Origin of the sequence: Timonella sp. A28 (assembly GCF_051200815.1) — a bacterium.
In the GTDB taxonomy this organism is placed as follows: Bacteria; Actinomycetota; Actinomycetes; order Actinomycetales; family Cellulomonadaceae; genus Timonella.
Map to the genome: position 1 here is coordinate 1,905,052 of NZ_CP195159.1, position 22,291 is coordinate 1,927,342.

A 22,291-nucleotide genomic window follows, 5' to 3' on the forward strand; every position below is an offset into this window, starting at 1 on the left:
GAGATAATCAGTGACTCGTTTAACTACAGGTACAGTCGTTGTTGCCCGTTATGAAGTAACAGAAAAAGTTGCTTCGCCACATTCCAAAGCCGAAATATGGCATGCACAAGACACGATTTTTTCCCGTGAAGTAAACCTTTACGTCATCGATTCGCAGGTTCCTAAGGGAGCGCTCGATCGGGCTCGTGCAACAGCACAAATCAGTGTTGATGGAATTGCACGTGTCATCGATGTCATTGATAAGGGCGCTGATCAACGCTTTGTTGTTACGGAACGCCCTCACGGTGTGACTACAGCAATGGCAATTTCTGCCGCAACTTTCACCCCACGCCAAGCAACAGCTGTAGTGGGAACCATTGCAACGAACCTGATTAAAGCCGCAGAAAAAGGCTTACATCACGGAAACATCACCGCTGATTCTGTGTATTTCAAAGGGCAAACAGTAAAAATCTGTGGTCTTGTTCCTCGTAATGTTCTTGGCGTAAACCTCGACTATTCGCCACAAGAATTAAACCTACGAGATGCACGCGGACTATCCGCATTAGCGTATTTCATGATGACAGGGCTGATGTCTAACTATCATGAGCAAGACAATTCGCCGCTGCCACGCCTCACCGAAATAGTTCCAGGGGTAACCCCTGAACTTGATGCGTTAACAACTGACGTACTCAACGGAACAAACACGTCTATCACAACCGTGCACGAGTTCCTTGAAGCCCTTGACGCATGGACTCCCGACGATCTGCCCGAGGTCGCTGACACACACGTTGCGCCTTCTCAAGAAAGCCCAGAAGAACCTGTTCCGCCAGTACCTAGCCCACCCCAACGGTTAAGTGCACGGTCCACGCTCTCCCCTACTACAGCCCCACTTCCTGGTTCTCAGCCTCTCGCGAACCCAGCACACTATTCCACCCCCACTATTGGTGGAGCGGCAGCAGCAATCGCCGCTTCAGGGGGTATCCCTGAAGCGACGAGCCCAAGCAATGCTTCTATCGGTTCTACCGGCACTGAAGGCATTGCAGCTGCGGCTTCTCTACCCACTGGAACTCCTCCGAGGTTCGTTCCGGCAACAAAAGAACGACCCCAATTCGGTGCATATGCGCCGACTCCATCTCCCCAACCAGAACCAGAACCAGAAACAGTGGCTAATCAGACTCAAAGTTCTTCTAGCAAGTCCGCTTTCTCTTTTAACTCAACAACTTTTGTTTTAATTTTCTTTGCTGCAATAGTTCTTTTCGGATTATTTTGGTCGCTTGCAGTCCTTGGCACACCAACAAAACCCGCAATCGTGACACCAACGGGCAGACCAACACCTGTTGAAGCCAACGGTGAAGAAAAGCCAAAACCAACTGAAGAAGCCACCAAGAAGATCGTTCTTCCAGAAGTCGCTTCCGCAAAATCTCTTGACCCTCAGGGCGACGAAAACGAACACCCTGAATTACAAGATCGTCTAGTTGACGGTGACTCCACCAAGTTCTGGTACTCACGCACATACAAAACTCCCCAATTCTCGAACTTAAAAACCGGCATTGGAATTGAAGTTAAACTCAAAGAAAAATCCACGGTTTCTTCGGTTCTTGTCTCGAGCGGAAGCGTTGGCGGAAAAGTAGAGATTCGCGCTACCAACGCTAAAAATCCAACTAAAGGTAAAGTCCTTGCCTCCGGTTCACTCGACGGAGAGACCCACTTTAAGCTTTCTGAACCTGCAAAAACCCAAACTTTTGTTTTGTGGTTCACTGAACTTCCTCAAGATGACGCCGGCAAGAACCGAATCGTTATTTACGAGATCGGCGCTACATAAAAACGTCTCGGGACTATTTTCGAGCTTCGCTGCGTTATCCCCCATGAAACTACTTCACACACGACTAAAGGAATGACAGTGACTGAGACCGCCACACACGATGTCGTCATCATCGGATCAGGCCCCGCTGGATACACTGCCGCAGTGTACGCGGCACGTGCTGGGTTCAAGCCTTTCGTTCTTGCAGGTTCTATTACTGCAGGTGGCGCACTAATGAACACCACTGACGTGGAAAACTTCCCTGGATTCCCAGATGGCATTATGGGCCCAAGCCTCATGGAAAACATGCAAAAGCAGGCAGAAAAGTTTGGTGCTGTTATCGAATGGGATGATGCAACCGACGTTCAACTTGATGGGCCTGTCAAAACAATCGTGACTGGTGGCGGTGAAACCCTAACCGCACGTGCTGTCATTTTGGCGACTGGGTCTGCCTACCGAGAAATCGGTTTAGAAGACGAAAAGCGTCTCTCTGGCCGTGGCGTGTCATGGTGTGCAACATGCGATGGCTTCTTCTTCCGCGATCAGCACATTGTTGTTGTCGGTGGTGGAGACTCTGCCATGGAAGAGGCAACCTTCTTAACTCGTTTCGCTTCCAAAGTTACTGTAGTTCACCGTCGTGACGAACTACGTGCATCAAAGATCATGGCTGAGCGTGCTTTGAACGACCCAAAAATTGAGTTTGCTTGGAACTCTGAAGTTGTGGGAATCAACGGCACCGACAAGGTAGAAAACGTTACGTTGCGTGACACCGTCACAGGTGAAGAGCGTGTCCTCGACGCAACAGGCGTATTCGTCGCGATCGGGCATGACCCACGTTCTGAGCTTGTTAAAGAGCAGATTGATCTTGACGCCAACGGCTACGTGCAGGTTATTGGACGAACAACAAAAACCAACCTTGAAGGCGTTTTTGCCTGTGGTGATCTGGTCGATCACACTTACCGTCAAGCAATCACTGCAGCAGGTTCTGGTTGTGCAGCTGCTCTCGACGCGCAGCACTTCTTGGAATCTTTGAGCTGACCTTTTGTGGTGTGGCAGCACGCATGTGTTGCCACACCGTGATTTATGTTCACATTGTGAGTGGGTCTTGTCGCCTCAATCGAATTAGTTGAAAAACATGCGAAACTGTTTGGGTGACATCGAATAACCCACCCGCAAAGGGAACACGTTTAGACCCATGGTTCGGCTCCTATGCGCAGCGTGCGCACAAGATGCGCGCGTCTGAGGTTCGAGCGCTTTTTGCGGTAGCAAGTCGCCCAGAGGTGGTGTCACTTGCTGGTGGCATGCCGAATCTCGCTGATTTACCGTTAGATGATATTGCGGAATTAACCGCAAAAGTTATTGCCACAGAAGGCATGACTGCTTTGCAGTACGGGTCGGGTCAAGGTCGTCAGCAACTTCGTGAACACATCGTTGATGTTATGAAGTTGGAAAGCATCGAAGCACATCCAGATGATGTCGTTGTGACAACTGGTTCGCAGCAAGCCCTTGATCTCGTTACTCGAATTTTTATTGATCCTGGTGATGTAATCGTCGCTGAAGCGCCTTCATATGTTGGCGCTCTTTCTGTTTTTCGTTCGTATGAGGCAGAAATTGAGCATGTGCCATTGGACGCTAATGGTCTCGTGCCGCATGAACTTGATGCTACTTTGACGAGGCTAAAAGCTGAAGGCCGACGCGTTAAGTTCTTGTACACGATCCCTAACTTCCACAATCCTGCTGGTGTCACGCTCTCATTAGAGCGTCGTCACGAAGTTATGGCTATATGCAAGCGCCATAATGTTGTCATCGTTGAAGACAACCCGTATGGTTTGCTTGGTTTTGATCGCGAGCCAACGCCAGCAATGCGCGCTTTTGACGACGAAGGCGTTATTTACCTTGGGTCTTTCTCTAAGACCTTCGCACCTGGTTACCGTGTTGGCTGGGTTGTCGCGCCACATGCTGTGCGTGAAAAACTTGTTTTAGCGCAAGAGTCAGCTATTCTCAGCCCCTCGCACGCCTCACAGATGGCTATTGAGGCGTACTTGTCGAATCATGATTGGAAAAAACAAATTGTTGATTTCCAATCCATGTATAAGTCCCGTCGAGACGCAATGATTTCCGCCCTGTCTGAGTTTTTACCGGACGCACAATGGAATGTTCCTGATGGCGGTTTTTATGTGTGGGTGAAGCTTCCGCCGGGGCTTGACTCTAAAACTATGCTGCCTCGTGCAGTAACTGGTCGTGTAGCGTACACGCCTGGCACTGCTTTCTTCTATGACGGGACTGGCGCGGATCATCTTCGCCTTTCCTTCTGTTACCCCGACGAAGCAACGATCCGTGAGGGGGTTCGTCGCCTTGCGGCTGTTGTAAGCGCGGAACGCGAGTCCGTTGAAATCTTTGGGACTTCGCCACAAATTGATGATGTTACTGACGTCGACGTACCGGGACCTGATATCGCATGAGCAACGCTCCACATATTGTTATTCTCGCTGGTGGTTTATCGCATGAACGTGATGTTTCGATTCGTTCGGGACGTCGTGTTGCTGAGGCTTTACGCAGTGCGGGGGTGAGTGTTGATGTGCTTGATGTTGATGCTCAGCTGATTCCTCGTTTACATGCTGCAGAGCCTGATTTAGTGTGGCCGCTATTGCATGGCGCGAGTGGTGAGGATGGTTCTTTGCGAGACATCCTTGAACTCTTGGATGTTCCTTATCTTGGGACGCGTCCTCGTGAGAGCCGGGTCGCATGGAATAAGCCTGTTGCTAAGTCTGTGCTTTCTGCTGTTGGCATTAACACTCCAGGGTATGTGACTCTTCCACAGTCGCTTTTCCGTGAACTTGGTGCTAAATCGGTCATGGATTCAGTGGTTTCCAAGATTGGTTTGCCGCTAGTGGTGAAGCCTGCTCGCGGTGGTTCTGCGCTCGGCGTGACGTTGGTTGAGGATGCTGCGCGGTTACCGCAGGCATTTGTGGACTGTTTCGCTTATGGCGATTTGGCTCTTGTTGAAAGAGCGATCATTGGTACTGAGATCGCTGTTTCTGTTGTTGATACTCCTGAAGGTGCACAAGCTCTTCCTCCAGTTGAGATTGTGACAGATGGACCATACGACTACGACGCGCGCTATAACCCTGGCCGTACCCAGTATTTCACTCCGGCTCGTCTTGATGAGGAGCAGCTTGAAGCAGTGAGCCAAGCTGCTGTTACTGCTCATACGGTGCTTGGTTTGCGTCATATTTCGCGAACCGATCTGATCCTTGACGAGCAGGGAACGGTCTGGTTCCTTGAAGTTAATGTTGCCCCTGGTATGACGGAGACTTCTTTGTTGCCACAATCGATCCTCGTCTCCGGTGAACCTTTAGGTAAGGTGTACGCCCGTTGGGTGAATGCGATCATTGACGGTTCGGGTCAGGTGGCGCCGCATGAGCCGGTACAGGCGGGCGCTGCTGTGGCGGCGGCTCTTGCTGTTGGCGAAGTTCCGTTGGCGCCTTCTGCTGAGTCTCCTGCCGTGGATGGTGATGCGTCAGTTGATCTTGAAGCTGATGTGCATGCCGGCGATAATTATGTGTTGCATGGTTCTGCTGAGGGCTCGCTTGTTGCTGAGTCTGGGTCAGACGGTGACGACGAGAAAGAATCTGGCGCACCTGAAGATTACATGCGCGGGCATGAACTGTTTTAAGTTTTCTGTATAAGTGAGGGGCTCACACGCACAATGCGTGTGAGCCCCTCACTTTTTGTTTTTCGCGCTCATTTCCGTGCCACAGAGGACCAAAAATTGCACAGAAGGCCCGCTGGGGGCCGAATTTACTGGGCAACGATGGATCATAAGCCGGTAGTTCGGTTTGTCGATTTACGGGCCGTTTTTTACAGCCAGTTTTCTGACAAATTTTTAACTAGTTGTCAGAATCAGTAAAGCCTGACTCTTCCGGTGCCATAACCGCCAAAATCCGGTTCAAGTCATCAACTGTCGCAAACTCAACGGTGAGCTTTCCTTTGGATTTTCCAAAGTCCACCTTCACCCGCGTTTCAAAACGATCTGAAAGCCTACCGGCCAACTCGTCGGCCGCAGCATTACGTTCAGCACGCACAGCTCGGGATTTTTGCACAGAAGGCTTCTCACTACCCAGTGCAACGGCTTCCTCCGTTGCCCGCACAGACAAACCTTCCGCAACAATTCGCTGCGCCAAACGCTCAATATCCGTATGGTCAGTTAACCCAAGCAATGCACGCGCATGCCCCGCCGAAAGAACACCCGCAGCAACTCGTCGCTGCACCAGCGGCGGAAGATTCAACAACCGCAACGTATTCGAAATTTGAGGACGAGAACGCGCTATTCGCATCGCCAATTCTTCATGAGTGCAGCCAAAGTCGTCTAAAAGTTGACGGTATGCGGCAGCCTCTTCCAACGGGTTCAATGCACTTCGATGCAGGTTTTCAAGCAATGCATCGCGCAACAAATCTTGGTCTTCGGTTTCGCGAATAATCGCAGGTATCGACGACAAGCCTGCTTCTTGGGTTGCCCGCCAACGGCGTTCACCCATAATAAGCTCAAACCCGTCAGCAACGGCACGAACAACCACAGGCTGCAAAACACCGATCTCTTTAATCGAGTCAACGAGTTCAGCTAATTCATCTTCATCAAAAATTGTTCGTGGCTGCTTAGGGTTCGGCTTGATAAGCCCAACTGGAAGCTCAGCAAAAGTTGCACCTGGCACTGGAACCAGATCCGGTTCCGCTTCTAGTGTAAGCGCGCGACGAGGAGCACGCTCCTTTAGTACAGGTTCTGTACGCGCTTTTGATTCTTCTTGATACCGAGCGCTTACTTCCGAATCGCTTGGGCTTTTCGCTGTTCGTTCAGAGGTGCCGGGGTTTCGCCCAACGGCATCTACGCCGTGAGTTTCATGTCCGCCACGTTTACGTGGAGGTGCCGTTAATAATTCACGTGCTCCAGTAGATAAGAGCGTGTCTCGTGGTGCAGTTTTTTCTCCCTGATTTTGATCAGGAAAGAAAACATCAACAGGTCGATCAACTTCCGGTGCAGTTGGGATCAGAGCTCCCAAGCCCTTGCCTAAACCACGTTTTTTCTCAGCCACGCTCACTGCCTCCGATAACCCTAAACACCCGATAAATCACTGTTGAAGAACCACGTACTCATTGCGCAGAGGCGTTTTGAGTGAGCTCAAATGCTGCTTGGCGATATGCAAGCGCACCTGTTGAAGTAGGTTCGTACGATACGACCGTCTGCCCATATGAGGGAGCTTCAGATATACGCACGGAACGAGGAATTGTTGTTGCAAGTGTTTGTGAACCGAAGTGGTCACGCACTTCTTTGGCTACTTGTTGTGCGAGATTAGTACGCGCGTCATACATGGTCAAAAGAATAGTTGACACATGAAGGTCACGGTTCAAATGAGATTGAATCATTTGAATGGTCTTCAATAGTTGGCTCAGCCCTTCAAGCGCATAATATTCGCACTGAATAGGGATGAGCACTTCCCGTCCTGTCACAAACGCATTGACAGTTAAAAGACCAAGGCTTGGCGGGCAATCAACTAGTACATAGTCAAGCCGTGGCAGCCCTTGTTCCGCACGCTCTTTGACATACTCATCGACGGCGCGACGCAATCGTGTTTCACGTGAAACAAGAGAGACTAGTTCAATCTCTGCACCAGACAAATCTATGGTCGCTGGAACAACCAGAAGTGACTCAAAGTCTGGGCATTGTGCTACTGCATAACTCAAGGGTTCTTCATTAACCAGAACATCGTAAATAGAGGGAATCCCTGAACGATGGTCCACACCAAGTGCTGTAGACGCGTTTCCTTGCGGGTCCGAATCAATAACGAGGACATTCAGTCCTCCTTGCGCGAGCGAAGCAGCGAGGTTGACGGTTGTGGTTGTCTTCCCTACCCCACCTTTTTGGTTCGCCACAGTAATGATTCGAGTGGACTCTGGGCGTTGAAATTGCAACCCTTGCAATGACACGCGACGACGAGTGTCTTCTGCAAGTTGTGCAGCCAATGGTGTTGTTTCGTCTGCAAGTGGGATGGAGCTCAAGAGCGCTTGCACTCTCTCTTCACGATCCTGTGAGCCTACTTCAAACGCGCTTCCGATGGATGAATCGGCTGTCACGGAGCTTCCTCCTTGCAGAAAGTTTGTTTTGTGGACTACATTGCCAACACATTTTGTTAGTTGTTGTAATCGACTGCCTTAACAGCATTTTCCGGCAGTACTCCAACGATACTTTGAACAACAAAAATACGCAGTAATGTACACGGATTAATCGTGTGAGAGTTTCATCAAAAATCACAACGAAAACAGTGAGGGCGGTGATGTTTCACGTGAAACATCACCGCCCTCACTGTTCGACAGCTTAATTATGGCTTGGTGCGAACAGTCCTAAGAACTGTTGTGCTCTCAACACCTGGCAAGGTTGCACCCTGCAAAATTTCTGGTTCAGTGCACTTGAATTTCCGTAAGACTTTACGTGCCGGTTCAATTTCTTCTGCTACTGAACGGCCTTTGAGGATGACCATTTCGCCGCCTTCATGCAATAGCGGCAAAGCCCAACGTGACAATTTATCTAGTGCTGCGACTGCACGTGCTGTTACTGCATCCGCGGTAAAAGCATCGTGGAACTCTTCTGCCCTACCCCGCTTCACTTCAACGTTCTGCAGTTCTAACTCATCGACCATTTCAGAAAGCCATGCGCAGCGGCGCTCCATTGGTTCAATGAGTTTGATTTCTGCGTCAGGAAGCATGCACGCAATGACAATCCCTGGAAGACCAGCGCCGCTACCGATGTCAACAATGGTTCCCTGCTTTGGCAGATACTGAACGACTGCCGCGGAGTTCAAAATATGGCGTTCCCACAAACGCTCCAGTTCACGTGGTCCAATAAGACCGCGCAGCTCGCCTTGAATCGCGAGTTGATCAGCAAACATTGCTACCTGATCAAAAGAATCGCCAAAGAACTCTGCAACCTCTTCTGGGTTCAGCGATGCATCCATTTTTATCCAATCAACAGGAAGGGGTCTGCATGTTTCACGTGAAACATGCAGACCCCTTCAATTCACGCTTTACTGTGCGGGAGAGATCTCAATGTATCGTTGAGGATCCTCGCCATGAGATTCGCTTGTTAAACCAGCTGCTGTAACAACGTCGTGAACAACTTTACGTTCAAACGCGTTCAGTGGCTCAAGAGAAATTGCGCGGCCGGTTTCATTAACCTTGGCAATTGCGTTCTTTGCAAGCACAGTAAGTTCGCTCTTACGTGCTGCGCGGAAACCAGCAATGTCCAACATGAGTCGGCTACGCTCTCCCGTTTTTGCTTGGACAGCGAGTCGGGTGAGTTCTTGGATTGCGTCCAATACTTCCCCGTCGTGTCCGACGAGATGCTTAATAACTGAATTGTCGTCAGCCACAATTGCTAAAGCTGCACGCCCATGCTCTACATCGATCTCAATGTCGCCATCTAGATCAGCAATATCAAGCAACTCTTCAAGATAGTCGGCTGCTACTTCGCCTTCTTCTTCAAGCATCGTGACACGACTGCGGGCTGTAGTGCCCTCCGCTTTGTCTGTCATGTTTTCTCCTGTCAAAGTTCACATGAAGTATTGCTACTTCTTTTTCTTGCGGTTTTTACGCACTGGCTGCTGCCGCTGGCCGCGCGGGGCTTCAATGATGGTGGGCTGCTCTGCCTCAATGACGATGCCCTTCTTGGCAGCCTTACGTGCTTTACGCTCGTTGAATAGCTTCTCGGCTTCTGAACCTGGAGCAGGCATTCTGCTGATTGTGTAGAACTGTTGTCCTGTGGACCACAAGTTAGTAACAACCCAGTAGAGAAGAACACCGATTGGGAAGTTCACACCGGAAATAGCCATCATGCCTGGGATTAAATACAGCATGATCTTTTGGGTTTGAGCCATTGGCCCAACCATTGCTGAAGGAGGCATGTTCTTCATGGTCAGTTGACGCTGTGTGATGTAGAGGGTCGCACACATCATCACAATAAGAACTGCTGAAACAATTTTGGTGTTCAGGTCAGTTGGCTGGTGCAAGAACGTTGCAGAGAGGCTCGCGCCAAAAAGTTCGCTAGATTCAGCGGCTTGTGCAACGGCTTGGTCGATGGGACCGATTGCGTCTTTTTTGCCTTCAGCGATTTGCGAAAGCGAAGTCAGCACCCTAAACAGTGCAAAGAAGATTGGGGTTTGCAGCAAGATCGGCATGCAGGATGCCATTGGGTTTGTACCGTGTTTCTTGTACAAAGCCATTGTTTCGCGTCCCATAGCTTCACGGGATGCAGGGTCTTGCTTGTTTTTGTACTTCTTTTGAAGCGCCTGCAGCTCAGGCTGAATCATCTGAAGCGCACGCGAAGCTTTGATCTGCTTAAAGAACAGCGGGATGAGAATAATACGAATAACAATCGTCAGACCGACGATTGAAAGTATCCATGCGACTCCGGCGCCTTCAGGCAAACCAAGGAATACGAAAAACTTGTGACACAGATACATAATCCATGCCACAGCCCATTCGATTGGATAGAGAAGATTCGGCATTAGGTCCACTCTCAAAAGCAACGTTGTGCTCATAAGAGTATGAACACATTTTTATGCTTTATCGTATCGTTGTCGGTTTAGTCTTCTTTGGAGGAACGTCATCAATTCCCCCTGGGTTCCAAGGATTGCACCGTAACAATCGCCAGATAGCCAAACCTGTCCCTTTGAACGCCCCGTGGATTTCAATAGATTGCACTGCATAGCTTGAACACGAGGGGTAAAACCTGCATCGTGGGCCTGATAGCGGTGAAATGTATTTCTGGTAGAGGCGAACAAAACCGATCAGTGCCTTTTTGGGCAATCGCAGTAGTGCTCTCATCAGTGTCTACTCTTTACAAGGATCTTATCCAAGTTGGAATCAAGATCCTTTTTGAGTTGCGCGAAATCAGCCGTAGCTGCTTTCGGTAAAGCTCGAATAACTAGCAATCCCCCGTTGGGCACATCTGCGATTCTGTCGCGGACGATAGAACGTAGTCGTCGTTTAACGAGGTTGCGTGTAACGGCTTTGCCAATTGCTTTAGATACAACAAAACCGACCAATGGTTCATCCGCTGTATTTGCCGTTGTGGCAAAGTGGACGACCATGGTCGATTTTCCTGTACGCACACCTTTACGAACTGCCTGACCAAATTGGTCAGACGAACGCATACGGTGCGCCGTATTTAGCACCGAGCTCAGGCTGAGAGCTCGGCACGACCCTTACGGCGGCGTGCTGCGAGAATCGCGCGACCAGCGCGGGTACGCATACGCAGACGGAAACCGTGGGTCTTCGCACGACGCCGGTTGTTCGGCTGGAAGGTCCGCTTGCTCACGAGGTACTCCAATAGTTGTTGAAACGCACCCTCTCATAGGGCACGCGAGGTTTTGGTGCATTCCAACTCACGTAGAGGTACTTCACCAAAATTTGCACTGTATTGGCCCCTTTTTAGGGCAGGCAAAATGATTTGGAATGGCCTTAAAACGTTACGCCAGAAAAGCCCTCGGGGTCAAACGTTCTGAGGTTCGATGCCCTGTGTTGATAGTCACCCTGTGCAGGCGGATTTACCTTGTACACATTTCATGACAGTTATCCACATCACAGGATAACTGTGTGGATAACTTTAATCACATGTGGATAGTTTGCTCATCGTAGCACTGGAAAACTACAAAGATGAAACTCTTAATGAGCAGTTGAATGCTGAAATATCAGGGGATACGCTATCTAGACGTGCCACCCACAGGTTGTGGAAAACTTTGTGGATGACTGGATCTGTGGAAAACTTAGTGCGCTGCATCTGCTCATGAATTTCCACAATTCCACAGCAGTGTTTATCCACAGTGCTGAGAACTCAATCGTTAGGAATTCATCTCGTGACAACCCAAGATGACTCGATCGGAACCATGTGGGGCGAAGTCCTAACCACATTAGCGGATGATCCAGACATTACACCTAGAGTTCTCGCCTATGTGAAAATGGCTAAGGTACTTGGCATTATCAATGGAACAGTAATCATTACTGTTCAATCAGACACCCAACGAGATTTTCTGCAGAGCCGCGCCAGTGATGGCGTTTTAGAAGCGCTTACACGTGTTCTTGGGACAGAAGCCCGTTTTGCGATCACTGTTGATCCAACACTTGTTATCGAGCCTGCACCAGAACCGACAAGTCCAGCTGTACAAGTGGTCGAACAGGTCCCAGAACCAACACCTGTACCAACAGCTCCACCAGTGCACCCGCGCAGCCCAGAAATTGCTCCTATCTCTGCTGATGACAATCGATTAAATCCGAAATACACATTCGAATCTTTCGTTATTGGTGCATCAAACCGCTTTGCACATGCAGCAGCTGCCGCAGTTGCTGAAGCGCCGGCAAAGGCCTACAACCCCCTCTTCATTTATGGTGGATCGGGTCTAGGGAAAACTCACTTGCTACATGCCATTGGCAACTATGTGCTGAGCCTCTACCCTGATTCAAAAATTAGATACGTCAATTCTGAAGAGTTCACCAACGACTTCATTAACTCCATTCGTAATGAAGCTGCTGGTGCCTTTCAACGTCGTCACCGTGAAGTCGATTTCCTTTTGATCGATGACATTCAGTTCTTGCAAGGCAAAGAAGCAACCATGGAAGAGTTCTTCCACACCTTTAACACCCTGCACAACGCGAATAAACAAGTTGTGATCACGTCTGATCTACCACCAAAACAGCTGAATGGCTTTGAAGACCGTCTACGTTCTCGTTTTGAGTGGGGCCTCATCACTGATGTGCAGCCACCAGACTTAGAAACTCGTATCGCGATTCTGCGCAAAAAGGCAGCAAATGAGCGGTTGGCTGCGCCAGATGACGTGCTCGAATACATTGCCTCAAAAATTTCTTCGAACATTCGTGAACTAGAAGGCGCTCTTATCCGAGTTACCGCATTTGCGAACCTTAACCGTCAGCCTGTTGATCTTGCCCTTGCTGAGATTGTTCTTAAAGACCTCATTACGGACGACGAAGCATCACAAATCACTGCTTCTTCAGTTATTGCACAGACCGCAGCTTACTTTGGCCTCACGATTGAGGACTTATGTGGAAGTTCTCGTTCTCGAGTGCTTGTTACTGCACGCCAAATTGCAATGTATCTATGCCGTGAACTTACTGATTTATCGTTGCCAAAGATTGGTCAGCAGTTTGGTGGACGTGATCACACCACTGTTATGCATGCGAATAAGAAGATTACAGAGCAAATGGCTGAGCGTCGTTCCACATATAACCAAGTTACGGAACTTACGAGCCGGATTAAGCAGCAGCATCGCGGTTAAATATTTTTTTACCCGTGCGACACGGTCAATCCTGACGAACAAAAACGTGAGATTCACCCCGTCCACACCTGTATATAACCCTGGGGAAAACTATGGGACAACGTGCACTATGTTGTGCACAGGGTTAAGCGATTCTGTGGATAAAGAAAAGCTAACTTTTCAACTTGCACAGGTGGGACGGGTTATTCACATTTTGTCCCCGTCCACATGCACAGGCAAAACTGTGGATAGATCAACGATTTTTCGAGGTTTCCACAGTTTCCACAATGGCTAATACGATAACTAACTATTACTCATTAAGATTTCCACACACCTTCAAAGAGCAATCCCGCGCTTTTTCTTTTGAAGACATCACCAAAGCACATATTGAGCCACCGATGTTGTGTAAAGACTGACTGAATCCGTCTACACTTGACATAGATTTCCCCAAACACGTGAGTTTTGCTGCTCGAAAGGAGCACGAATGAAGTTCAGGGTCGAACGAGACGTTCTAGCTGAAGCTGTAACGTGGACTGCCCGTACTTTGCCTAACCGTCCACCTGCTCCTGTTCTGGCTGGAGTGCGCATTGAAGCATCGGCAGAAGGCGTTCTTAATCTTGCGAGCTTCGACTACGAAGTTTCTGCTCTTTCTGAAATCCCTGCTGAAGTTGTTGAACCAGGTACTGTACTTGTTTCTGGACGTTTGTTGGCAGAAATTTCTCGTGCGCTTCCAAACAAGCCTGTTGATGTAAGTGTTGACGGTAACAAAGTTTCTGTTGTGTGTGGTGCTTCGCGATTCACATTGCTCACAATGCCTGTGGATGAGTATCCCGCCTTGCCTAACATGCCTGAAGTATCGGGCGTTATTCCTGGCGATGTACTTACTGCAGCCGTTAATCAAGTAACTGTTGCTGCTAGCCGTGATGACACTCTCCCACTCTTGACTGGTGTACGTGTAGAAATTGAAGGAGAGAAAATCACTCTTCTTTCAACTGATAGGTACCGTTTGGCGCTTCGTGAACTTGTGTGGAAGCCTGCTTCCCCTGCGATTTCCACAGTTGCGTTGGTACGTGCACGCACGTTGAATGATGTCGCTAAATCACTGGGTGCTTCAGGCGATGTCAACGTTGCGTTATCTAATGGCCCCGGCGTCGACCTCATCGGTTTTGAAGCTGGTGGACGACACACCACCTCGTTGCTTGTTGATGGTGATTATCCTCCGGTACGTCGTCTGTTCCCAGACGAAACGCCAATTCATGCTGTGGTAGCTCGTCAACCACTTATTGATGCTGCAAAACGTGTTTCGCTTGTTGCCGAGCGCAACACTCCTATCAGGTTGAACTTCTCTGAGGGACAAGTTGTATTGGATGCAGGTCAAGGCGACGACGCACAAGCTTCAGAAGCTTTGGAATCAATTCTCGTTGGAGAAGAGATTTCTGTTGCATTTAACCCACAGTTCTTACTTGATGGTCTGAACGCTTTGGGTACTGATTTTGTACGGTTGAGTTTTACGCACCCAAGCAAACCTGTGGAATTCACAGGTCAAGAATCGCTTGAAGGTGAAGACTCGAAAGAATACCGTTACCTACTGGTCCCAATCAGGTTTGCTAGCTAGACCCTACTCGTTATGAGTTCCCAAGGGTTGCGATGTTTCACGTGAAACATCGCAACCCTTGACCGTTGAAAGGAGTTGAAACTGAATGTACGTGTCCCATCTTTCACTCCTAGACTTTCGCTCGTATGACCGTGTAGACGTTGAATTCCAATCTGGTGTAAACATCCTCGTGGGACAAAACGGTCAAGGAAAAACGAACTTGGTCGAAGCTATCGGCTACATTGCGACACTCGGATCACACCGTGTTGCAACAGACGCAGCTTTAATCAGGCACAAACAGCCACGCGCTTTTATTCGTTCGAGGATTGTGCGCGGTGATAGATCTCAGACTGTAGAGATCGAACTGATTAATGGGAAAGCTAATCGAGCTCGAATAAATCGGGGCACACCTGGTCGCACAGCTGACGCGTTAGGCATTCTAAAGACAGTTCTTTTTGCGCCAGAAGATCTTGTGTTGGTGAAAGGTGAGCCGGACGCTCGTCGTCGGTTCCTGAATGAGCTCACTGTGTTTATTTCACCTCGCATGTCTGCAGTGCTCTCAGATTATGATCGCGTCATTAAACAACGTTCTGCCTTGTTGAAGTCATCTATTGCAGCTCGGAAAGCTGGGCGGACCCAAGACCTTTCCACGCTAGATGTGTGGGATGCAAAACTGGCGTCGTTAGGTGCGCAAATCATGGCTTTTAGGCAGCGGCTCGTGCACGCCTTAAAGCCTTATGTGCACAGCAGCTATAACCAAGTGTCGTTAAATCAATCGTCGGCCCACATTACGTACATGCCCTCTATGCACATTCGCGATGAAACACCTGTGGAAGAAACTGAAGACGTTTTACACAGCGTGAGTGAATGGGAGACAACGCTTATAGAAGCATTGACGCACGTGCGAAGCAAAGAATTAGACAGAGGCGTATGCCTTGTTGGGCCGCATCGTGACGATGTTTTTATGGCGTTGAATGAGTTGCCGGTGAAAGGGTATGCAAGTCACGGCGAAAGCTGGTCTTTTGCATTAGCTCTGCGGTTAGCATCGTACAGATTGATGACTGATGGTCCGCAACATGACAGTGCCTCCGATGAACTTTCGCAGTATTGGTGGACCGATTCAGATGTGGATACTGAACCGGTCTTGATTCTCGACGATGTTTTTGCTGAACTGGATTCAAAGCGACGACGCCAGTTAGCGCACCTTATTGCTGACGCACGTCAAGTAATCATTACTGCTGCTGTTGGTGATGACATTCCTGAAGAATTATCAGGCAAAACTTTTTATGTTTCGCACGGGCAGGTCAGCGAAACTCTCGAGGGCCTTGAAACCGAGGACGCTCATGAACAGCCATGACGCTACTCCCCTACACGATGAACACACGGATGCTTTCAAAAACACAGAAGGCTACATGTATGGCCGTCCTGTGTTTGAAATTCTCGGGTTGAACACAGCAGGCGAGGTTGCTCGAGAAGCTTTAAACCGAGCCAAAAGTGCTGCACGCGCTCGTGGACTTTACCCGGGGAAAAGCACGACACGTGCCACCCCTGAACTGACGTATTCAGCATCGGGAAAAAGTACTCGAGACCCAAAAATGCTTTCTGACGCGTTGGGGACTTTGTTAGCGCAACGAGGCTGGAACAAAGATGTAGCAGTTGGTGGCGTCATTGGAAGATGGCCCGCAATTGTGGGTGAGGATATTTCGTCGCATTGCACGGCAGAACTGTTTGAGAATGGTGTGCTGACTGTTCGAGCTCATTCCACAGCATGGGCGACACAACTGAAGTTTTTAACGCCTGAACTCATGAATGTTATTTCTCGTGAAATTGGTGAAGGCGTGGTGCTGGAGATTCGTATTTTGCCACCTGATATGCCGTCTTTTTCGCGTGGAAAATTCTCGGTGAAAGGCCGCGGAGCACGCGATACGTGGGGCTAAAATCAGGCAGACTTTCGTGCAATGCTTTCACGAATGCGTCAGAGCGGGTGAAACCGCTAGATTGTGCGCTTAAAACCTAGGTTTTGTGTTCTGTAACGCGCTCTAAATCCATCGGAAAATAGCCTGTTCTTGGTAGAATGAGACAGTAATTCTGGCCGTAATCCCGGACAGATAACAAGCGGAAAATTTGGCTATGCCCGCGGTGCTCAGTTCAACGTTATGAACCATCATGTGCCGATGAGTACGTCAGGTCCGCAGGATGACTAGGAGCACCACTACTCGTGGCAGAACTCAATAATGAAGCGCAAGCACCGGAACCTTCGGTTGCCGCAGCGCAACGTGAAGGCACTTACGGCGCTAGTGAAATTACTGTTCTTGAAGGGCTTGAAGCTGTTCGCAAGCGGCCTGGAATGTACATCGGGTCGACTGGGGAACGCGGTCTTCACCACCTTGTATACGAGGTTGTTGATAACTCCGTAGACGAAGCTCTCGCCGGATACTGTGATCACATTGAAGTGACAATCCTTGAAGATGGAGCCGTTCGGGTTTCTGACAATGGACGAGGTATCCCCGTTGACATCCACCCAACTGAAGGAAAACCAACAGTTGAAGTGGTGATGACGATCCTCCACGCTGGAGGTAAATTCGGTGGCGGCGGATATGCCGTTTCCGGTGGTCTGCACGGCGTTGGTATCTCCGTTGTGAACGCTTTGTCTTCACGCGTAGAGACAACAGTGAAACGGCAAGGACGTGCCTGGCACCAGTCATTCGCAGATGGCGGTAAACCAGTTGGAACGCTAGTTCAAGGCGAAGCGACCGACGAAACTGGAACCACACAAACTTTTTGGCCAGACCCGCAAATTTTCGAAACCATAGAGTTTGATTTTGAGACCCTTCGGGCTCGTTTTCAACAAATGGCGTTCCTGAACAAGGGACTCCAGATTACGCTCACTGACTTGCGTCCTACCGATCACGATGAAACCGGTGACGAAGTTGCAGGTGAAACTGAAGAACACCTCGCGGAAAAGAAGCGCGCGCGTTCGGTTACATACAAGTATGATCATGGGCTTTTTGACTATGTGAAGCACCTCAACTCGGCGAAAAAAGTTGAGATCATCAACGAAGCCATCATCGATTTTGAATCTGAAGACAAAGATCGTCGCATCAGCGTTGAAATTGCGATGCAGTGGACAAGTGCGTACTCCGAGTCCGTACACACATACGCGAACACGATTGCCACGACTGAAGGTGGAACCCACGAAGAAGGTTTCCGTGCGGCCCTCACCTCGTTGGTGAACCGGTATGCACGCGCCAAGGGTATCCTGCGCGAAAAAGAAGACAACCTGACGGGTGATGACATTCGTGAAGGGTTAACAGCTGTTATTTCCATCAAGCTTGGTGAACCTCAATTTGAGGGGCAAACCAAAACAAAACTGGGTAACACTGAAGCGAAAACTTTCGTTCAAGGTGTCGTGAACGACAAACTTGGTGACTGGCTTGACGCACACCCTAATGAAGCAAAAGACATCATTAGGAAAGCGATTCAAGCGTCAGCTGCTCGTCTTGCTGCACGTAAAGCACGTGAAGCAACTCGTCGTAAAGGGTTGCTTGAGTCCGGTGGTATGCCTGGTAAGTTGCGTGACTGCCAGTCAAACAAGCCTGAAGAGTGCGAGATTTACATTGTTGAGGGTGACTCAGCAGGTGGTTCTGCTGTTCGTGGTCGTAACCCTCACACGCAGGCGATTCTTCCGTTGCGTGGAAAGATTTTGAACGTTGAACGTGCTCGTCTGGACCGTGCGCTTTCCAACACTGAAGTGCAAGCGCTCATTACCGCGTTTGGTACGGGAATCGGCGAAGATTTTGATGCGAACAAGCTGCGCTATCACAAGATTGTGTTGATGGCTGATGCTGACGTTGATGGCCAGCACATCACCACGTTGTTGTTGACTTTGCTGTTCCGTTACATGCGTCCGTTGATTGAGCATGGACATGTTTTCCTTGCATTGCCTCCCTTGTACCGCATCAAGTGGTCGAACGCTGAACACGATTATGTGTTCTCTGATCGTGAGCGTGACGAAGCTGTTGTTGCTGGTCAGGCGGCAGGTCGTCGTCTTCCTAAAGACAACGGTATTCAACGGTATAAAGGTCTCGGTGAAATGGATTACACCGAATTGTGGGAGACCACGATGGACCCTACCAACCGCACATTGCGCCAAGTGACTTTGGACGATGCGGCAGCCGCCGATGAAATCTTCTCCATTTTGATGGGTGAGGATGTTGAATCGCGTCGAAACTTTATCCAACGCAACGCAAAGGACGTTCGATTCTTGGATATTTAACAGCGCGCACGTGCTGCATCGTATCTACCCGAATTGAACTTTAGGGCGCTTGCGCCGGAATGAGACGAGGTAAATCGTGTCAGACGATAACACCCCCGAAAACGAAGTAATTGAAGAAACACCAGTGCCTGGAACTGTTGTTGTAGAGCACGGAAATATTGAGCAAGTTGATCTGCAAACAGAGATGCAACGCTCATATTTGGATTATGCAATGTCGGTCATTGTGGGCCGTGCACTGCCAGAAATCCGCGATGGTTTGAAGCCTGTTCACCGCCGCGTTATTTACGCAATGTACGACGGTGGCTACCGTCCAGACCGCGCATTTTCGAAGTGTTCGCGTGTTGTTGGTGACGTGATGGGTAAGTACCACCCGCACGGTGACAGCGCGATTTATGACACTCTTGTGCGTTTGGTTCAAGACTGGACGATGCGTTACCCGCTTGCTGCCGGGCAGGGTAACTTTGGTTCCCCTGGTAACGACCCTGCTGCTGCGCCTCGTTACACGGAAACTCGTATGGCTGCTTTGGCTATGGAGATGGTACGTGACATCGACAAGAACACAGTCGATTTCCAAGACAACTATGATGGCCGTACGCAAGAACCAGCTGTTTTACCTGCACGCTTCCCTAACCTGTTGGTGAACGGCTCTGCGGGTATCGCTGTTGGTATGGCAACTAACATTCCGCCACACAACTTGCGTGAAGTTGCTGACGGCGTGCACTGGTATTTGGAAAACCCGCAGGCAAGCCGTGAAGAGCTTCGTGAGGCTCTCATCGAACGTGTGAAGGGCCCAGACTTCCCTACCGGTGCAACCATTCTTGGTCGTAGCGGAATAGAAGAGGCCTACCGTACGGGTCGTGGTTCGATTACCCAACGTGCAGTGGTCAACATTGAAGAAATTCAAGGCCGTATCTGCCTTGTGGTTACTGAACTTCCGTACCAGGTCAACCCGGACACGTTGGCGTTGAAGATCGCGGACTATGTGAAGGACGGAAAAATTGCGGGTATCGCTGATATTCGCGACGAAACGTCTGGTCGCACCGGGCAGCGTCTCGTTATCGTGTTGAAGCGTGACGCTGTGGCTAAGGTTGTGTTGAACAACCTGTACAAGCACACACAATTGCAAGAGAACTTCTCTGCGAACATGCTTGCTCTTGTTGATGGCGTGCCACGTACGCTTTCTATTGATGCGTTTATTCACCACTGGGTGAACCACCAGCTTGATGTTATTTCTCGTCGTACTGCTTACTTGTTGAAAGAAGCAGAAGACAAGATCCACATTTTGCGTGGTTATTTGCGTGCGCTCGATAACTTGGACGAGGTTATTGCGTTAATTCGTCGTTCGCCAACTGTTGATGAAGCTCGTGAGGGCTTGATCTCGTTGCTTGGCATTGACGAAATACAAGCAACTGCGATCCTTAACCTGCAATTGCGTCGTTTGGCGGCGATGGAACGCCAAAAGATCATGGACGAGCATGCAGAGCTTGAACGTCAGATCGAAGACTACACAGACATTTTGGGTAGCCAGGAGCGTCAGCGCACTATTGTGGGCGATGAACTGCGCGAAATCGTTGATAAGTATGGCGACGAACGCCGCACCACGATTTTGCCGTATGGCGGCGAGGTCTCTATGGAAGACCTCATTGCTGAAGAAGAAGTTGTTGTCACCATTACTCGCGGTGGCTATGTAAAGCGCACCCGTTCAGATAACTATCGTGCACAAAAGCGCGGTGGTAAGGGTATTCGTGGTGCACAGCTACGCGAAGACGACATTGTTGAGCATTTCTTTGTGACGACTACGCACCAATGGTTGCTGTTCTTTACAAACTTTGGACGGGTTTACAGGTCGAAGGCGTACGAACTACCAGAGGGTTCACGCGATTCGAAGGGTCAGCATGTCGCTAACCTGTTGGCTTTCCAACCAGGTGAACGTATCGCTCAAGTACTTGATATTCGTAACTATGACGACCACGAATATCTTGTGTTGGCTACGCGCCGCGGCTTGGTGAAGAAAACACGTTTGAGTGAATATGACACCAACCGTTCTGCTGGTTTGATTGCGATCAACTTGCGTGAAGACGAGGGTGGAACATCTGACGAGCTGGTTTCTGCGCGTGCGGTTAACCACGATGACGACTTGATTTTGGTGTCTCGTAAGGGTCAATCGATTCGTTTCTCTGCTGACGATGACACGTTGCGTCCGATGGGTCGTGCCACGTCAGGTGTGACGGGTATGAAGTTCCGTGAGACTGATGAACTTTTGGCTGCTGATGTTGTTCGTGAAGGTTCGGACATGTTTGTTGTCACTGAGGGTGGTTTTGCTAAGCGAACCGCTATTTCGGAATATCGCGTTCAGGGCCGTAATGGTTTTGGTATTAAGGTTGCAAACCTTGTTGAGGAACGCGGTGACCTTGTTGGTGCCTTGATTGCAGAACCAGAAGATGAAGTTCTTGTAATCATGGAGAAGGGAAAGATTGTGCGTTCGGCGGTATCGGAGGTTAACCGTACCGGCCGTAACACACAAGGTGTAACCTTTGCTAAGCCAGACAAGAATGATCGCATTATTGCTGTTGCCCGTAACGTTGAGCGCAACCTCGGTGATTCTGAGGTGGAAGAAGCAGACGCTGAGGACACAGTAGACGGTGAAAACCTAGACGCCAAGGTTGAAGAAGAAAACGTATGAGCACATCAAAAAAAGCGCCCGTGAATGATGCAAAAGCACCTAAAACGTCTGTGCCGCCTGCGCCGCAGCCTGATGGTGCTCCAGCTAGTTTTGCCCCTAATCCACGTAAGACTCCCCCGAAGTCGGAGGAAGCGAAGGTTGTGGGTAGTGAGCAACCATCTGTGAAACGTACCTCTGCGGTACCGCAAGCTTCTGGTGGCTCTGCTGAGGCTTCTTCTGGTGATTCTGTTACTGGTGAGCCTAAGCCTGTGATTCGTCCAGATATGGTGGGTCCTCGTCGTGTACGACTCACTATTTCTCGGATTGATCCGTGGTCTGCCATGAAGATGTCGTTCTTGTTGTCGATTGCTGTCGGCATCATGATGGTTGTTGCGTCGATCGTGTTCTGGAATGTGCTTGATGGCATGCACGTGTTTACCGAGATCGATCAGATGATGAAAGACATCATTGGTGACGGTGGCGAAACTGAAGTGAATATTCTTCAGTACGTTGAGCTGTCGCGGGTAGTGTCTTTGGCCACAATTATTGCTGTCATTGATATTGTTTTACTCACGGCGCTTGGTACCATTGGTGCGTTTTTGTACAACGTTGTCGCTGCTCTTGTGGGTGGAATTCACCTGACTATGACCGACGACTAAGC

The 22,291-nt window shown here is 49.6% G+C and carries 18 protein-coding genes and 1 pseudogene; 11 read left to right on the top strand and 8 right to left on the bottom strand.

What is annotated here, in order from left to right; translation table 11 throughout:
* Positions 1–10: 10 nt before the first annotated feature.
* The 4 genes and pseudogenes from ACR9EC_RS09020 to ACR9EC_RS09035 all read left to right on the top strand — a co-directional run.
* Positions 11–1,801 (top strand): hypothetical protein, encoded by a 1,791-nt coding sequence (locus ACR9EC_RS09020; RefSeq protein WP_435298900.1) that lies wholly within the window; start codon positions 11–13, stop codon positions 1,799–1,801.
* Positions 1,802–1,873: 72 nt separating this feature from the next.
* The gene (gene trxB, locus ACR9EC_RS09025; RefSeq protein ID WP_435298901.1) at positions 1,874–2,818 is read left to right on the top strand and encodes a thioredoxin-disulfide reductase; all 945 of its coding nucleotides are present in this window, start codon (positions 1,874–1,876) and stop codon (positions 2,816–2,818) included.
* Between the two features lie 113 nt (positions 2,819–2,931).
* Entirely contained in the window at positions 2,932–4,242 is a 1,311-nt protein-coding gene (locus ACR9EC_RS09030; RefSeq protein ID WP_435298902.1) for a PLP-dependent aminotransferase family protein, read from the top strand.
* A pseudogene (locus ACR9EC_RS09035) lies at positions 4,239–5,168 on the top strand (D-alanine--D-alanine ligase family protein); the annotation flags it as partial. The gene ACR9EC_RS09030 and the pseudogene ACR9EC_RS09035, both read left to right, overlap by 4 nt.
* Before the next feature lie 502 nt (positions 5,169–5,670).
* On the opposite strand, the gene ACR9EC_RS09040 reads toward ACR9EC_RS09035, so the two are convergent.
* The 8 genes from ACR9EC_RS09040 to rpmH form a co-directional block, all read right to left on the bottom strand.
* The gene (locus ACR9EC_RS09040; protein ID WP_435298903.1) at positions 5,671–6,870 is read right to left on the bottom strand and encodes a ParB/RepB/Spo0J family partition protein; all 1,200 of its coding nucleotides are present in this window, start codon (positions 6,868–6,870) and stop codon (positions 5,671–5,673) included.
* A 58-nt stretch (positions 6,871–6,928) separates the two neighbouring features.
* Positions 6,929–7,909: a ParA family protein gene (locus ACR9EC_RS09045; RefSeq protein ID WP_435298904.1), complete on the bottom strand. Its 981-nt coding sequence runs from the start codon at positions 7,907–7,909 to the stop codon at positions 6,929–6,931.
* A 245-nt stretch (positions 7,910–8,154) separates the two neighbouring features.
* Entirely contained in the window at positions 8,155–8,787 is a 633-nt protein-coding gene (rsmG, locus tag ACR9EC_RS09050; protein ID WP_435298905.1) for a 16S rRNA (guanine(527)-N(7))-methyltransferase RsmG, read from the bottom strand.
* 69 nt (positions 8,788–8,856) lie between these two features.
* On the bottom strand, positions 8,857–9,363 hold the full coding sequence (locus tag ACR9EC_RS09055; protein ID WP_435298906.1) for a protein jag: 507 nt from the start codon (positions 9,361–9,363) through the stop codon (positions 8,857–8,859).
* 33 nt (positions 9,364–9,396) lie between these two features.
* A complete protein-coding gene (gene yidC, locus ACR9EC_RS09060; protein ID WP_435298907.1) occupies positions 9,397–10,335 on the bottom strand; it encodes a membrane protein insertase YidC in 939 nt (312 codons plus the stop codon).
* A 58-nt stretch (positions 10,336–10,393) separates the two neighbouring features.
* Positions 10,394–10,654, bottom strand: a complete 261-nt coding sequence (gene yidD / locus ACR9EC_RS09065) for a membrane protein insertion efficiency factor YidD (protein ID WP_435298908.1) — start codon at positions 10,652–10,654, stop codon at positions 10,394–10,396.
* Positions 10,654–11,004 carry a ribonuclease P protein component gene (rnpA, locus tag ACR9EC_RS09070; protein ID WP_435298909.1) on the bottom strand — a complete coding sequence of 117 codons (351 nt, stop codon included), beginning with the start codon at positions 11,002–11,004 and terminating at the stop codon, positions 10,654–10,656. Before rnpA ends, yidD begins: the two co-directional genes overlap by 1 nt.
* A gap of 5 nt (positions 11,005–11,009) precedes the next feature.
* Positions 11,010–11,147 carry a 50S ribosomal protein L34 gene (gene rpmH, locus ACR9EC_RS09075; protein ID WP_010849920.1) on the bottom strand — a complete coding sequence of 46 codons (138 nt, stop codon included), beginning with the start codon at positions 11,145–11,147 and terminating at the stop codon, positions 11,010–11,012.
* A 538-nt stretch (positions 11,148–11,685) separates the two neighbouring features.
* Here rpmH and dnaA point away from each other — a divergent pair.
* The 7 genes from dnaA (at position 11,686) to ACR9EC_RS09110 (ending at position 22,289) form a co-directional block, all read left to right on the top strand.
* On the top strand, positions 11,686–13,119 hold the full coding sequence (gene dnaA, locus ACR9EC_RS09080) for a chromosomal replication initiator protein DnaA (protein WP_435298910.1): 1,434 nt from the start codon (positions 11,686–11,688) through the stop codon (positions 13,117–13,119).
* 463 nt (positions 13,120–13,582) lie between these two features.
* Positions 13,583–14,713, top strand: a complete 1,131-nt coding sequence (dnaN, locus tag ACR9EC_RS09085) for a DNA polymerase III subunit beta (protein ID WP_435298911.1) — start codon at positions 13,583–13,585, stop codon at positions 14,711–14,713.
* Positions 14,714–14,798: 85 nt separating this feature from the next.
* The gene (gene recF, locus ACR9EC_RS09090) at positions 14,799–16,049 is read left to right on the top strand and encodes a DNA replication/repair protein RecF (RefSeq protein ID WP_435298912.1); all 1,251 of its coding nucleotides are present in this window, start codon (positions 14,799–14,801) and stop codon (positions 16,047–16,049) included.
* Entirely contained in the window at positions 16,036–16,629 is a 594-nt protein-coding gene (locus ACR9EC_RS09095; protein ID WP_435298913.1) for a DUF721 domain-containing protein, read from the top strand. The genes recF and ACR9EC_RS09095 overlap by 14 nt, the downstream gene beginning before the upstream one ends.
* Positions 16,630–16,910: 281 nt before the next feature.
* Positions 16,911–18,968: a DNA topoisomerase (ATP-hydrolyzing) subunit B gene (gyrB, locus tag ACR9EC_RS09100; protein ID WP_435298914.1), complete on the top strand. Its 2,058-nt coding sequence runs from the start codon at positions 16,911–16,913 to the stop codon at positions 18,966–18,968.
* Positions 18,969–19,044: 76 nt separating this feature from the next.
* The gene (gene gyrA, locus ACR9EC_RS09105) at positions 19,045–21,651 is read left to right on the top strand and encodes a DNA gyrase subunit A (RefSeq protein ID WP_435298915.1); all 2,607 of its coding nucleotides are present in this window, start codon (positions 19,045–19,047) and stop codon (positions 21,649–21,651) included.
* Positions 21,648–22,289: a DUF3566 domain-containing protein gene (locus ACR9EC_RS09110; RefSeq protein ID WP_435298916.1), complete on the top strand. Its 642-nt coding sequence runs from the start codon at positions 21,648–21,650 to the stop codon at positions 22,287–22,289. Before gyrA ends, ACR9EC_RS09110 begins: the two co-directional genes overlap by 4 nt.
* Positions 22,290–22,291 lie beyond the last annotated feature (2 nt).

Coding starts and splice junctions, on each gene's coding strand:
- trxB (WP_435298901.1), top strand. CDS start 1,874: ATGACAGTGACTGAGACCGCCACACACGATGTCGTCATCATCGGATCA.
- rsmG (WP_435298905.1), bottom strand. CDS start 8,787: ATGGATGCATCGCTGAACCCAGAAGAGGTTGCAGAGTTCTTTGGCGAT.
- ACR9EC_RS09055 (WP_435298906.1), bottom strand. CDS start 9,363: ATGACAGACAAAGCGGAGGGCACTACAGCCCGCAGTCGTGTCACGATG.
- yidC (WP_435298907.1), bottom strand. CDS start 10,335: ATGCCGAATCTTCTCTATCCAATCGAATGGGCTGTGGCATGGATTATG.
- yidD (WP_435298908.1), bottom strand. CDS start 10,654: ATGAGAGCACTACTGCGATTGCCCAAAAAGGCACTGATCGGTTTTGTT.
- dnaN (WP_435298911.1), top strand. CDS start 13,583: ATGAAGTTCAGGGTCGAACGAGACGTTCTAGCTGAAGCTGTAACGTGG.
- recF (WP_435298912.1), top strand. CDS start 14,799: ATGTACGTGTCCCATCTTTCACTCCTAGACTTTCGCTCGTATGACCGT.
- ACR9EC_RS09095 (WP_435298913.1), top strand. CDS start 16,036: ATGAACAGCCATGACGCTACTCCCCTACACGATGAACACACGGATGCT.
- ACR9EC_RS09110 (WP_435298916.1), top strand. CDS start 21,648: ATGAGCACATCAAAAAAAGCGCCCGTGAATGATGCAAAAGCACCTAAA.